This is a genomic window from Campylobacter concisus (assembly GCF_003049705.1).
Lineage (GTDB): Bacteria > Campylobacterota > Campylobacteria > Campylobacterales > Campylobacteraceae > Campylobacter_A > Campylobacter_A concisus_AR.
Genome location: NZ_PIRF01000004.1, coordinates 18,597 through 33,311 on the forward strand (window position 1 = coordinate 18,597; position 14,715 = coordinate 33,311).

A 14,715-nucleotide genomic window follows, 5' to 3' on the forward strand; every position below is an offset into this window, starting at 1 on the left:
TTCCTAATTGAAATTTGGTTTTAAACCCAAATTTTCTAAAAATTTGATCGTCTTTTCGTTTTGTTCTTTCATGGCATAGTCAAGCGCATTAAACCCAGCATCATCAGTGGCATTAATATCAGCACCATTATCCATCAAAAGCTTTAAAATTTCTGGCGTTGCATGAGCTGCTGCATGCATAAAAACGCTTCTATTTGTGTGTTCTAGACCACAAGTATCTTCAACCTGCGCCATACCCAAATTTATCATATTCATCTTGGCATTTTCATCTATGTAGCTATCGTTGGCATTGGCACCATTTTTTAGCAAAAGCTCACAAAGTGGCTTATCGCTAAACTGCACAGCATAAAAAAGTACACTTTTTCCAAAGAAATTTTTGTGATTTACATCGGCTTTATTTGCAAGTAAAATTTTTACATTTTCTATATTTTTTAAAGCAAAAAATAACGGTGTCTCATCACCCAAATTCACATCGGCCCCACGCCTTATGATCTCTTTTATCATGTCGCTACTTTTTTCGTTTAAAAGTGCGATATTAAGCAAATTTGTAAGCTCAGCAGTACTAAAATTTTTCGAGTAGAGCAAATTTGCCAGCTCATCGGAATTTATCCTTTGTGCCATCATGTTTTGCTCAGGTGTTAAAATTTTAGCTTTATTTACATTTTTACCAACGCTAAAGCTTAAAAACTCATTTATCACGCTAGTAGCGTAGTAAGCGGCACTTGCACTATCAACGCCTAAAGTCTCATAAAATTTAACTAGCGGAGTTTGTGCGTTTTTATAAGCTTCGCTGAATTTTTTATATTTTAAAAAGTTAAACAAGCTCTCGTTTGCCCAGTACCTAAAATACTCCATTTGAGCATCTTTTTGGGCTTCAGCAGCCTCTGGCTTTGCAAGCTCTTTTTGATAAAGCTCAGGTGCAAACGAGGCTTTTAGCAAGTTCCATCTAAATTTATTTAAATTTTCTCTATAAACGCCCTCGCCAACGCAGCTTTGAGACTCGCTCCTAACTGCCACGCTCGCGTCAAAAAGCTCTTTTACCTCTTTTAAATTTAGAAGCGAGCCATCACAAAAAAATAGCCCCTCATTCGCATAAGCAAGCTCTTTTGGAGTAGTTTTAAAGCTCTCTTTTTTAGCCAAATCGCCGCACTCTAGTGCATGCAAATTTGCAAAAAGGCAAACGCTAAAAAAGAAGGAAAAAACTATCTTTCTCATCAAAGCTCCTTAAAATTTCGCGACATTGTAACAAATTTATATACTAAACTCGCTTATTTCATTAAAATTTAGGTATTTATAAATTTGATCTTTGTTTAAACTAAGGCTATCTCTTACTATTTTTTTATACTCATCAACCTTTGGCAAACGCCCTAGTAGCGCGCATACGGCGCCTAGTTCGGCACTTCCTAGATAGACCTTCGCGCCCATGCCCATTCTGTTGTCAAAATTTCTAGTCGAGGTCGAAAAGACGACGGCGTTGTCGTTCACCCTTGCTTGATTACCCATGCAAAGCGAGCAGCCTGGCACCTCTGTCCTAGCATTTAGCCGTTTAAATATCTCATAAACGCCCTCATCTTCGAGCGTCTTTTTATCCATTTTAGTTGGCGGTGCGATCCAAAGCCTAGTCGTTAGCTTGCTCTCGCGCTCCAAAATTCTAGCAAGTGCTCTGTAATGGCCGATATTTGTCATACAGCTTCCAACAAAAACTTCATCGATATTATGCACTCTTTTATTATCAGCTAAAATTTCACTTAGCGTTGCCACATCGTCTGGGTCATTTGGACAAGCCAAAATCGGCTCATCTATCTGAGCTAGATCGATCTCCAAAATTTCAGCATATTTTGCATCTTTATCGGCTCTTAAAAGCGTTGGATTTTCTAGCCATTTTTGCATTTTTTCTTTTCGTCTAAGCAGAGTCTCACGGCTCTCGTAACCAGCTTTTATCATCGCATCAATTAGCACAACATTTGAGCGAACATACTCCACGACACTATCAACGCTTAAATTTACCACACAAGCCGCAGCTGAACGTTCAGCCGAAGCATCACTTAGCTCAAACGCCTGCTCTACTTTTAGATTCTCGAGCCCTTCTATCTCTAAAATTTTACCCGCAAAAACATTCTTTTTATCTTTCTTTTCAACGCTTAAAAGTCCTTTTTTGATCGCAAAATACGGTATCGCATTTACAAGATCCCTAAGCGTCACGTCATCTTTTAGCTCGCCTTTAAATTTGATCAAAACTGACTCTGGCATATTTAGTGGCATCATGCCAAGCACCGCTGCAAACGCCACTAGACCACTGCCCGCCGGAAAGCTGATACCGATAGGAAATCTCGTATGACTATCGCCACCAGTGCCCACCGTATCAGGAAGTACCATGCGGTTTAGCCAAGAGTGGATGACGCCATCGCCTGGTTTTAGACTCACACCGCCACGTAAATTTATAAATTTTGGCAAGCTCTCATGCATCACAAGATCACTTGGCTTTGGGTAAGCGGCCGTATGGCAAAAGCTTTGCAAAACAAAATCCGCGCCAAAACTAAGGCTTGCAAGCTCTTTTATCTCATCTCTAGTCATCGGCCCAGTCGTATCTTGCGAGCCAACAGTTAAAATTTCAGGCTCCACATAAGCCCCAGCTCTCACACCAGCTACGCCACAAGCCTTGCCGACCATCTTTTGAGCCAGCGTATAGCCACCGCTCTGCTCTTTTGGCTGATCTGGCTTTATAAAAATTTTCTCCTCGCCAAGTCCTAGAGCCTCTCTGGCCTTTTTGGTCACTTGGCGTCCTATCATAAGTGGTATCCTGCCACCTGCTCTTATCTCATCGCTTAGAGTATTTGGGCTTAGTTTAAAATTTGCCACGAGCTTTTTCTCAGTGCCAATAAGCTTATAAATTTCACCCTTAAATGGATAAATTTCTATCTCATCGCCCATTTCTAGCTCATTTACGTTTGCAACTATCGGCAGTGCACCGCTATCTTCAGCGGTATTAAAAAATATCGGAGCTATGGTCGTACCGATCACGATGCCACCCGTTTTTTTGTTTGGCACGCCCTCTATCTCATCACCAAGGTGCCACTGGATCGAGTTTATACCGCTTTTTCTACTGCTGCCAGTGCCAACCACATCGCCAACATACGCCACTTTTTTACCACGAGTTTTAAGTTCTTTTAAAATTTCTAGACCCTCAGGCATCTTTTTAACAAGCATTGCTTTTGCGTGAAGTGGTATGTCGGCTCTTGTATAAGCCTCACTCGCTGGACTTAGGTCATCTGTATTTGTCTCACCAGGTACTTTAAAAACGACTGCGTTTATACAGGTTTCGATTGGCTTTTTATGCGTAAACCACTCTGCGTTCGCCCAAGAAACAAGCACCTCTTTTGCAAATTTATTGCTACTTGCTAGCTTTGCGATCTCGTCAAAATATTCATGCACCAGGATGATATTTTTTAGCTCATTTGCTGCAGCGCGAGCGATATTTTCATTGCTATTTTTTAGAGCTCGCACCAAAATTTCCACGTTATATCCACCAAGCATCTTGCCTAAAATTTTAATAGCACGCATAGCATCAAGACCGCTAACAGCAAGCCCATCTATCACTTCGCCAAGAAAGTTCGCCTTTATCTTCGCTGCGTCATCAACGCCAGGATTGATACGAGTTTCAAGCAAATTTATAAGAAATTTTAGCTCACTTTGTGCCTTTTCGTCGCAACTAGACTTGCTGGCAAGCTTTATTAGCTCGCAAATTTCGCTTGTTTGCTTGGCATTTAGCGCAAGCGGTGGCACGCCCTCTTTTTCTCGCTCGCTCACGTGTTTTTCGTAGTCGGTAAAAAAGCTCATGAAATTCCTTTGTGGTTTTTGCTCGTTATTTTTAGTCTAAAATCGCTATTTTGCTTGCATTTTATCAAAAAGCAAAACAAACTAAAGTAAAATTTGCCCAAAATTTCAAATTTCAAGGAGCAAATGTGTCAAAAGCTTACCTAAAATCTCCCATTGGAATTTTAGAGATCGTTGCCAGCAAAAATGGAATTTGCGAGATAAATTTTGTAAATAAATATGAGAACGTGGCAGTAAAAGATGAAAATTTAAGGCTTTGCCTTGATGAGCTAAAAGCATATTTTGAAGGCAAACTTAAAACCTTCAACACAAAACTTGATATAAAAACAACTAATTTTAGAGCAAAAATTTACGAGGCCTTACAAAAAGTACCATACGGAGAAACGACCACATACGCGGCCCTAGCATTTGCCGTAGGTCACAAAAATGCCTACCGAGCAGCAGGATCAGCCAATGCTAAAAATCCAGTGCCTATTATTGTACCTTGTCACAGAGTGCTAGCTAGTAGCGGACTTGGTGGCTACTCTGGCGGAGATGGTCTACCAACTAAAATTTGGCTTTTAGAGCATGAAGCAAAGCATAAATAGCTAAAATTTACAGAAAAAAATCCATCAAATTTTAAAATTTATGAACGAGCATATCACGGCTCTAAATTTAGCAGCGAGCTTTGCAAGACCTAGATTTTATAAAAATATCTTACAAATTTTAGTAGTCCGCCAAAGCGAATAAAAAAGTTTTAAAATTTATTTTTTATTCAAGAGTAAACAAGCTAGCCTAAAATTTTTACTTCGTAGTATATTTATAAAAATTTCCTAGCCCTAAGTAAGGCTAAATGGGGCTAGGATTTTGATTATTTTTTAATTACAAGAGCGTTTTTTAAAACATCATCTATCGTATCTACGGCAATGATCTTCATATCACCCTTTACTTCAGCTGGGATGTCGATAAGGTCACGGTCATAGTTTTTACGAGGTATCAGAGCTGTTTTGATGCCGGCTTTGTGGGCAGCGATGAGCTTCTCTTTTAGACCACCGATCGGTAGCACTCTACCAGTTAGCGTGATCTCACCAGTCATTGCTATGTCGTGTCTTACCTTTGTGTCGGTTAGTATAGATGCGATCGCAGTTGCCATCGTGATGCCAGCACTTGGGCCGTCTTTTGGTACAGCACCCTCTGGTACGTGCAAGTGAAGATCATAGTGTCTATAAACATCGCTAGCTTCGAGCTTGCGCTTGTCGTCATCTAGTTTTGGCACAATAGCCATTGGTACTTTTAGTTTTTTGTTATCGATCAGCACTTTTACCACGCTAAATGCTATTTGAGCGCTCTCTTTCATCACATCGCCTAGCTGTCCTGTGATCTGCATGCTGCCTTTACCCTGAATCCTTATAGCCTCGATCCTTAGCACGTCACCACCGACACTAGTCCACGCGAGGCCATTTACTAGACCTATCTGATCTTTTTTATCCGCTGGCTCGATCTCATAAACCTTTTTCTCTAAAAATTCTTTCAAATTTTTAGCTGTGACACTGATCTTGCCCTCACTTTTCTTGGTAAGGATATTTTTAGCGACTTTTCTTAATATATCAGCGATCCTACGGCGTAAATTTCTCACACCACTCTCTCTTGTATAGTCGCTGATTATTAGCTCAAGTGCCTCTTTGCTGATGCTCACATCACTTGGTTTTAGTCCGTGTTTTTTAAGCTCCTGAGGCAAGAGATATTTCTTAGCGATCTCAAATTTCTCTTGTGGGGTGTATGAGCTAAGCTCGATAAACTCCATCCTATCTCGAAGTGCGGCTGGTATCATGCTCACGTCATTTGCTGTAGCGATGAAGATGATCTTGCTAAGATCGATGTTGAAATTTAAGTAATAATCTCTAAATTTATTATTTTGCTCTGGGTCTAAAATTTCAAGTAAAACAGCAGTCGGATCGCCTCTGTAGCTTCTGCCAACCTTATCAATCTCATCTAAAACAACTACTGGATTCATCTGCTTAGCTTCTATGAGTCCTTGCACGATACGCCCTGGCATAGCGCCTATATAGGTGCGGCGGTGGCCTCTTAGTTCGTTTACGTCTTCAAGTCCACCAAGAGCGATCCTAACTAGCTCACGCTTTAGCGCCTTTGCGATCGAGTTTGCAAGGCTTGTTTTACCCACGCCTGGAGGGCCTGCAAAGCACAAAATAGCACCATTGTTTACCTTTTCGCCAACGCCTCTAAGTTCCAAAAGCTCACGCAAAGCAAAATACTCCTCGATGCGCTCTTTTGGCTTTTCAAGGCTGTAGTGATCGGCATTTAAATGTTTGCTCACCTCAGTGATAGAGGACTTTTTCTTGGCTACATTTTCAAATGGAATTTCTAAAACCCAGTCAAGATAGCTTTGCAAAGTATTTGCGTCAGCTGAGTCTGGGTGCATACGCGAAAGCTTATCTATTTGCTTTTTGATCTCTTTGTAGGCGTCCTCGGCCATAAATTTCTTCTTCGCATCAAGCTTTTTGCGGTACTCTTCAAGCTCCTCTTCACGGCTCGTATCCGCTCCAAGCTCAGCTTGAATTTGCTTTAGCTGCTCTTTTAAAAAGTACTCTTTATTTGTTTTGTCGATCTTTGAATGGACTTTATTTTTTATCTCTTTTTGAAGCTTATTTGCCTCGATCTCTTCGATAACATAGTCGATTAGTTTTAGCAAGCGCTGCTCTAAATTTTCCTCAACAAAAAAGCTATAAGCGATCTGTTTTTTTAAGCGAAGTGCGCTTGAAACTAGGTCACAAACTCTGATCGCTTCAGCGCTCTCTTCGATCGTTTTTAAAAGATCAGGCGGGAAAAAGTGGCTAAACTGCGAAAGCTCTCTTACTTTTTCTCTTAAAACCACGATAAGAGCATCAGTTTTGACCTGCGATGGGCGCTTTACGTGGAGCATATCAACGATACCGCGGAGCGGATTTATGCCTGATTGTTTTAAAATTTTACCTTTGTCGATGCCCTGAAATAGTACCTTCACGCGTCCGTCAGGTAATGGCACACGGCGCATTATCGTGCCGATTACGCCTGCGTCATATATGCCGTCAAAGTCTCTAGCGCCGTCTTGCTGAGGCTTTGTAGGCACCACAAGGATCGGAGTCTCTTCTTGTATGGCAAGTTCAAGTGCTTTTAAATTTTCATCATCGCTTAAAAAAAGCGGAGTTATCATAAATGGATATAAAAATAGCTCGTCCTCAACGATAATAGGAATTTCAGTTGGGAAGCCTTTATTTTCGTTTATTTGCAAAATTTCTCCTATTCAAACAGTTTTCTATACCATGCTACATCAGGCTTGATAAGGTCAGAATTTCTAAACGGTGACTCTTCAAGTTTTTGCTCGTAAATTTTGGCCGAAACATCACGACCAGTCCTATTGTAAAGATCAGCTATTTGCATATCTAGGAAGTAAAGCGCAAGTTTGAATTTAATAAGCATAGTCTCAATAAGTGGCTTATATTCAGTATTTGGATACATATAAAGAAATTTCTCGATCTCTGTTACGCTATCTTCCATAAGCTTTTGGTTGCGGTTTGGCTGAGTAAATGAGTCAAAATTTGCTTTTATCTTTAGATACTGAGCAAACTCTGTTTTTGGGCCGTTGTCACCATATCTTTTGATGTACTCGTCAAGATAGTGATTTGCCATTAGATACTCTTCATCATTTGCGTGAGCTTGGGCAAGGATAAGTAAAATTTGCTCCAAAAGTGGGCTTGCTACGTGTTCACTTGCCATTGAAACATAGTGTTTATCGGCCGCTTCAAGATCACCGTCTTTTATATCAGCGATAACCTGAGCATACCACTCATCGGGGGTTAGATTGTAAAGCTCGGTATATTTTTCAGCACAACCACTAAAAAGCCCCAAAAGAGCTATAACTGCTAGAAATTTAGAAAATCTTTTCATGCTTTTCCTTAAAAAGTTTAAATCCTCGTATTCTACATTTTTTGCTATTATTTTTGTATAAATTTTTTAAAACTATGATAAAATACGGCAACTTTACAAAATAGGAGTTAGTATGATTTTTAGTGTTAAAAGCCCTATTTTAGGCTTTGAGCATATCAAGACGATGGAGTTAATTGAACTTGATAAATTTTTTGTTAAGCTAGCAAGCAAAGATGATGAGACATCTTTTACAATGATAAATCCTTTTGCATTAAGAAGCTACGAATTCGATATCCCAAGCTATTATGAAGATCTTATGGAGATTAAAGAAAGCTCTCAACTTAGAATTTATAACATTATCGTTGTTGCACTCCCGCTTGAAAAATCAACTGTAAATTTTATAGCTCCTATCGTTTGCAATATGGATAATATGACCTTATCTCAAGTCGTTTTAGACATTGCCAAATATCCTCAGTACGGGCAAGCTGAAATGATAGAAAATTTTATACAAAAATAGTAGCTAAAAGCTTTTAGAAAATCTAAGGAGAGATTTTTTATTGTTATTTAGAGGATTTGTTGTGAAGATAGCATACTTACTCTGTTTTATTGTCACATTTGGTTTTTGTGCACCCAGAGCTTGTACAACAGCAGAAGCAGCATCTATTGGTTGTAGTGGAGCAAATTATTCTTGCTTTATAGACGCTGAAGAGTACCAAGACAACTCTTCTAAAAATATCCCACATTGCATAAGAAAATCTGATAGAACTTGGACGATAGATACCAATAGCTTTTCTTCAGGCTTAGCACAAGACCACTATCATATTTATGTTGAGCAATTTTCTCCATGGAATCAACGATCATTAATAGGTATGTGGGATGATCACTCTAAAGGCTTAAGACAAAGATCAATAAATGGAAATCTAAATACCAGAGTAAATGGAGATATAGCTACCATTGGTGCTACTATTATGATTCCACAATACGCTGGATATAATTTTGTTCCAGATCCATCTAACGTAACAAGAACATCATCTACAGCCGATAGAATATTTTTAGATACTGGTAGTTTTACGTCTAGTAATTACACACTTTGTCAAACAACATATATTTATAATCCTAGCAAGCATCCTTATTGTAAAAATTCATCCTCTTCCACATTTGATTTTAGTGAGAAAAATACCTTTATACAAAATAATTTAAAAGGTAAAAACGTAGTCTATGCCAGGCTTTATTGGGGTGGCTCTCTTTATCAAAACTGGGCAATAAAAAATCTTGGGTCAAATTTATATGTAAGTGCCTTAAATTACATAAAAGGATATAGCAGGATTGATTTTAAAGCTCCTGGAAAAAATGTAATCACAATAGATGCTGATCCAAAAGATGTTTTTTGGTTTGGCTCATTTAGTGAGTATAAACCAAAATCAATGACTCTTGAATCATATAATCAAAACGAGTCCAATAGCTACTATGTAAAAGCTGGAATAAACTACCAATATGTAGCAAGCGCTGATGTAACAGATATAGTTAGAGATTCTCTTGGCACTAGTGAGTCAGATAGGACATTTTATGCTGGCAATATCAGATCAACTACGATTCCCTTTAGTGATGAATTTATAGACCCAAATGATGGCATATATAAGGTAAACAACTCTACTAATAGAAAACTAAAAAAAACATACGGCACACTACTGTTTTCGCCAGTCCAAGGACAAAATGGCTACTGGATACAATCCATTGCACCACAATTTGCAGCTTGGAGCTTGGTCATCATTTATGACTTTGATGATAAAACTGCCGCAGCAAACAATATAGAGCCAAAGCTTGTTAGTATATTTGATGGACTAGAAAGGCTTGCAGCAGACTGGATGAAGTCAAGCGATCCATTTGGTACTGTAAAGAGCTCAACCGTAGATGTAAAATTTGAAAATATCTATACACCAAAAGCAGGCGATATAAATGCTACGCTTACAATGTTTTCTTTTGGCGGAAAGCCAGAAACAAAAGGTGAGAATATTGAAATAGAAAACGAAGGTAGCTATCTGAGTATAACCAGCAAATACAATGCAAAAGGTGATCAATTTAACTCAACCATGACAAAATTTGGACAACCTATAAATCCAGGCAAAAAATTTCACTCTCAAGCAGATTTAGATATATTTGATATATCAGACAAAATGTCACATTCCCAAAAAGAAGCAGATATAAAATTTACAGTTACAACGATTAAAAATTCAGGCGGTGCTAATGTCGTAAGTGCTGACCGCATAAATTTAGCACTAGTTGGCTTTTCTTCTCGTATATATAAACCAGATGTTTGCTATATGGAATATATTTACGCAAAAAAACCTAGCGATAGTACTTTTACAAAGGTGCAAGAAAATACACCAACGGTAGTACCAGCAAATACTATTTTAAAAACTTTCGTTGAAGTTACAAATAATACTAATGAAGCTGCCCAAGACTTTGCTCTAAAAGCTACAATAGATCCAAGTCAAATTTATAATCCAAACTCAACTTACATATACGCAGATAAAGCATCGCAAGGGCCTAGTGATCTGCTTACTATGTCAGGACAGGTACACTATAACGACAACACAGGATTACAGCAATTAAGCGGAAATGACTTAACTTTTTATCTGGGACAAGGTGCGGCTGCAAATAAGGGTGGAGAAATGCTAATTCATCAAGGCAACTACGCTTATGCCATATATGAAACGACCCTTAAGTCTAAATTTGAGCCAAATAGTTACAAAGCCACGGTTGCAAATGCTGATATAAATTTACAGCCCTATGACACATACATAAGAAGATGTAGCAATCAAAACTACAACATTACTTTAGGTGTTAGTGCCAGTCCAAATAATTTCGTCGCAAGCAATAGACAAGACGATGGCTCGGCAACTTTTAAAGCTAAATTTAAAAATAGACTTCTAACTAAAATCGTTTCTACGCCATTTAATGTCTATATCACGAACTATGATACAGATGGCAACAAAAAAGTACCAGATGCCCCAGTAGATGTAAAAGTAGAGTTGGTCGAGTCTTGCAGTGCTCCAACAAATTTATATGAACAAGATATAACATTTAATGGTGTAACTGATATTTTGTTGTCAGGCATTAGTATTGACAGAGCCTATAAAAGCGTAAAATTTAGAATTTCTCATCTTGATCCAGTGACAAATACTACAAAGGTTGAATGCGAAAAATTAGATGATTTTGCTATAAGACCAAGTCACTTTAGACTATGGGATACTGATAAGAATACGATCAATAATAACAATGTTTTAATAGGCGGCAAAGTTTATAATAACATTGCTCTTGCGGCTATGAAACCTCTTGATAGTGGCTTAGCAAATGGTTATATAAATAACATAAGTGGCTCAAATGGAGAGATAAAACTTGTACCAGCATATAGTGCGACTTGCGATCCTAGCATTATAGAGAGCGAGAACAAACTAAGCGTAGATTTTAACGATCCAAATAAAGCATTGGGTAAAATTTTCCGTCACACATCAAGTGGACCTGTTGGCTTTTCTTACTCAGATATAGGTGATACATATTTTTATGTATTAGACAAAGACTATACAATAACTGATCAGCATACACCATCAAGAGCTGATGATTGTGTAAAAAACTCAATTAGCAACGATCCATCACAAGATACTGCTCAAGAAGGAAGGATCGGATGTAGTATAAAGCTAGAAGGTAATAGAGATTATTTGTTTAGGCCAAAAGATATACAAATAAGCAAGTTAAAGATAACAAAAGATAGCGATATAACATACCTTGATAATGAAGGCATACAAAAAGCAAAGCTTGACTTTGAAGTAACTGCTAGGTTGTTTAACGATGATCCTGCAAAACTTTATAATGAAGATTGCTATGCAAAGAATATGAACTTTGACATAAAGCTAGACAGAGTTCCTTTAAATTTTACAGACAACGATGGCAATGCCGGTACATTAGCAAAAGCAAATGAAGAAATTTTATTTTTTGAAATTCCTGGCTCAAATACTAGAAAAGCAATAGATCCAAGTGCTACAAAATCAACATTTTATGTAGAAAAAAATACTTTTGTAAATGGCGTAGGCAAAGGTGAAGTATATTTTAATTTTGAAAGAAAAGTAAATCATGCTAAAAATCCTTTTACTATTTCAAGTAATGATTTTAGCTTTAGTGGCATGTCAGATAGCACCAATACAGTAAAAAAATATGAAAAACCAGCAACAGAAACAATGGCAAAATTTTACTTTGGTAGGGTTTATGCACCATTTTATGAAGGGCTTTATAGCGGCTTTTACGCCAAAATTTATTATGGTGCCTACTGCGATGGGTGCGATAAAAATGCATACATGAAAAATGATGGTAAATTATGGCAAGACTTTCCAGCTGCACCATTTTGGGCCACCAATCCAAAACATAGCGCAGGAGTACTTAACTATCATGACTTTAGCTTTACAAATACTTACAGCGGCACTGTTTTAAGAAATGATGTAAGCAGCATAAGTAATGGTGAGCAGATAATTTTTATAAGAAACCCTTCGGCAGTTACTGATGTGGCTAAAATGAGAGCACCTAGCTGGCTTCTTTATAGTGAATTTGATGAAAAAACTGAAACAAATAATTTCAATCTAAATTTTCTAGTACCAAATGGCGAATGGGCTGGTAAAGTCCTAAAGAGCAATAATATAGAGGATAAGACAAGCAGTGCAGTTGGAGGTTTTATAGGAGTAAAATCAAATAGTGATAATAACCTAGATATAAGCGATAAGACAAACAGGAGAATAGAGTGGTAAAAAGGGGCGGCTTTTCATTGATAGAGCTTATCTTGTCAGTGCTTGTAGTAGCCATAGTAAGTGCAAGCTTGCCACTAGCGGTAAGAACTACTTCAAATTTAAGCGAGCAATCCTTAATGCAAGAAGGACTAATGAATGCTAAAACTTATATGTCATTAATATTAAAAGCACCATTTAGCGATCAAGTCTTAATAGCCGGTAAAAATACTATGCCATCATCTATAACGACTCAAGAGGCTATAATTTTTCCCCTTATTATCTGCGACCAAGGGGCAAATCCAGATTTTTATGAAAAAAGTGGAGTAAAAGGTGAAGGGCATAGGATACTTGCGTATCCGGTACAAAATTCATCTGCATGTGCCACAAGGCCTAGTGATTCAAAGCTTCCAGAATCAATCAAAAGCGTAAATTTTAAAGTAAAATCTATCAAAAATTTCAATACCCAAAAATCCATCTCACCAACTGCTAGCTCTACTAAACGCGACTTTATCATAGATACAGAGACGACTCCAACCATAACAAATGGAGCTGATAAATTTGTAGTTAGCACTCCTTTAAACGATAGTGACGTTTTACAAATAAAGCTAGATACGACTATGAAAACTACAAAAGAGAGTAAAAGCGTACTTTATGGATATGCCTTTAATATAGGTGAAAGCAGTACTCTAAGTGTAAAAGAATGGAAATGAAAAAAAGAAAAAAAGCTTTTACATTAATTGAGCTAATAATAGTCATCACCGTGCTTGGTGTTATCTCACTTATGAGCTTTAACACGCTTATGAATTTATATCAAAACTATTTTCAAAGCAAAGTAATAAACGAACTAGAAACACAAAGCGAAATCGCTCTAGAGCAAATTTCAATGCTACTTAGCCACAGAATCAAACAAAGCGTTATCGCTAGGAAAAAAAATGGAGATTATCTAGCCCTAAATGATAGTGGCGTAAATTTAAGTAGTGACTTTGAAATTTTAGAATTTATCCCAGCTGCTTATGAGCTATTTAATGGCATAAACGAATATAAAGGAGATGATACTAACGGAGATCCCATCTTTGAAGAAGGCATATATAGCGGATATATAGATCTTGCAAATAGTTCTGTTGCAAATGGATTAAAAAGCCCTGGAAGCAAATTTAATGACGCTTTTAGAAACGGCGTAATGGACTTGACCTGCGAAAATGACAGCGATGAAGAAGATGTAAATAGCGGCTCTAGGTGCATAAACGCCGATAATGAAAATGGTGGTTTAGTGGCGATATTTTCTAGCATACTTTATAGAGTTGGTAGCAGCTTTGGCTATCAAGAAAATTTAGATCAAAGGCACTTAGATATCGCAAAAGTAGGCATACAGTCAATCGACACACTTAAAATTTCAAGTGATTTTAAAAATAAAAAAATTTCAGAACAGTATAAACTAGCTTATACAGCTATTGCCATAGCGCCAGCTGAGCAAAGTGTCGAGGATGTACAAAACGGCTCTTTTGACCTTAAAATTTACTACAATTATAGGCCATGGCTAAATGAAAGCTTTAAAAAATTTAGCTCAACATCCACAAAGGATATCAAAGCCGAAAGTGCAACACTAGCTAAACACGTAACAAGATTTGTCTTTACGGAAAAAAATGGTGTCATCGCGCTAAAGCTCTGCCTTAAAGCAGAAAAATCAGAAATAACTATTTGCAAGTCAAAGGCGGTTTATTGATGAGAAAAGGATTTACATTAATAGCGGCGATATTTTTTCTAGTTGTAGCAGCTTCTATCAGCACTCTTGCTCTTTCGATAGCTAGCACATCAGCTAGACAAAGCAGTGAAATTTATCTAAGAGAGCAAGCACAACTCGTTGCTCAAGCAGCAGCAGAGTATGCGATGTTTGAAATTTTTAGAACTGATTTCTCAAACAAATGCTTAGATAAAGTAGATGGAGAATTTAACGATATGTTCGACTTTAAAGTAAAAATAACTTACTTTGGCGATATCGGCATATGCACTCCACCGACCATCATGCCAGGAACAAACGGAGTCGCAAGTACTGGCAACATGATCTTTGATGTTTTTGTAACATCAAAAGATAAAAAAACGCCAAATCCTATAAATTTTCACAAACGAACTCTTCAGAAACTTTAAAATTTTATAAAGATTTTAGTTTAATTTGTTTTTAGTTTTAGCGTGTTATAATCTCATT

General features: G+C 37.6%; 10 protein-coding genes. 6 read left to right on the top strand and 4 right to left on the bottom strand.

All coding sequences use genetic code 11. From position 1 onward, the window contains the following. Nucleotides 1-3 precede the first annotated feature (3 nt). Nucleotides 4-1,215, bottom strand: a complete 1,212-nt coding sequence (locus CVT05_RS05020; protein ID WP_107698033.1) for an ankyrin repeat domain-containing protein — start codon at nt 1,213-1,215, stop codon at nt 4-6. Between the two features lie 36 nt (nt 1,216-1,251). Continuing rightward, nucleotides 1,252-3,837 carry a bifunctional aconitate hydratase 2/2-methylisocitrate dehydratase gene (locus tag CVT05_RS05025; RefSeq protein WP_107698034.1) on the bottom strand — a complete coding sequence of 862 codons (2,586 nt, stop codon included), beginning with the start codon at nt 3,835-3,837 and terminating at the stop codon, nt 1,252-1,254. Nucleotides 3,838-3,962: 125 nt separating this feature from the next. Here CVT05_RS05025 and CVT05_RS05030 point away from each other — a divergent pair, with 125 nt between their 5' ends. Further along, entirely contained in the window at nt 3,963-4,421 is a 459-nt protein-coding gene (locus CVT05_RS05030) for a methylated-DNA--[protein]-cysteine S-methyltransferase (protein WP_107698035.1), read from the top strand. A gap of 263 nt (nt 4,422-4,684) precedes the next feature. Here the strand turns inward: CVT05_RS05030 and lon are convergent, their stop codons facing one another. Together lon and CVT05_RS05040 are read right to left on the bottom strand one after the other, a co-directional pair. Next, nucleotides 4,685-7,102 carry an endopeptidase La gene (gene lon / locus CVT05_RS05035; protein WP_107698036.1) on the bottom strand — a complete coding sequence of 806 codons (2,418 nt, stop codon included), beginning with the start codon at nt 7,100-7,102 and terminating at the stop codon, nt 4,685-4,687. Between the two features lie 8 nt (nt 7,103-7,110). Then, the gene (locus CVT05_RS05040; RefSeq protein ID WP_107698037.1) at nt 7,111-7,758 is read right to left on the bottom strand and encodes an outer membrane protein assembly factor BamD; all 648 of its coding nucleotides are present in this window, start codon (nt 7,756-7,758) and stop codon (nt 7,111-7,113) included. Between the two features lie 112 nt (nt 7,759-7,870). Here CVT05_RS05040 and fliW point away from each other — a divergent pair, with 112 nt between their 5' ends. The 5 genes from fliW (at nt 7,871) to CVT05_RS05065 (ending at nt 14,657) form a co-directional block, all read left to right on the top strand. Continuing rightward, a complete protein-coding gene (fliW, locus tag CVT05_RS05045; RefSeq protein WP_054196362.1) occupies nt 7,871-8,254 on the top strand; it encodes a flagellar assembly protein FliW in 384 nt (127 codons plus the stop codon). 61 nt (nt 8,255-8,315) lie between these two features. After that, entirely contained in the window at nt 8,316-12,533 is a 4,218-nt protein-coding gene (locus CVT05_RS05050) for a hypothetical protein (RefSeq protein WP_159071218.1), read from the top strand. Further along, nucleotides 12,527-13,222 (top strand): type II secretion system protein, encoded by a 696-nt coding sequence (locus CVT05_RS05055; protein WP_107698039.1) that lies wholly within the window; start codon nt 12,527-12,529, stop codon nt 13,220-13,222. Before CVT05_RS05050 ends, CVT05_RS05055 begins: the two co-directional genes overlap by 7 nt. Then, entirely contained in the window at nt 13,219-14,235 is a 1,017-nt protein-coding gene (locus CVT05_RS05060) for a type II secretion system protein (protein WP_234400552.1), read from the top strand. Before CVT05_RS05055 ends, CVT05_RS05060 begins: the two co-directional genes overlap by 4 nt. Continuing rightward, nucleotides 14,232-14,657: a hypothetical protein gene (locus CVT05_RS05065; protein ID WP_199905983.1), complete on the top strand. Its 426-nt coding sequence runs from the start codon at nt 14,232-14,234 to the stop codon at nt 14,655-14,657. Before CVT05_RS05060 ends, CVT05_RS05065 begins: the two co-directional genes overlap by 4 nt. Nucleotides 14,658-14,715: the final 58 nt, after the last annotated feature.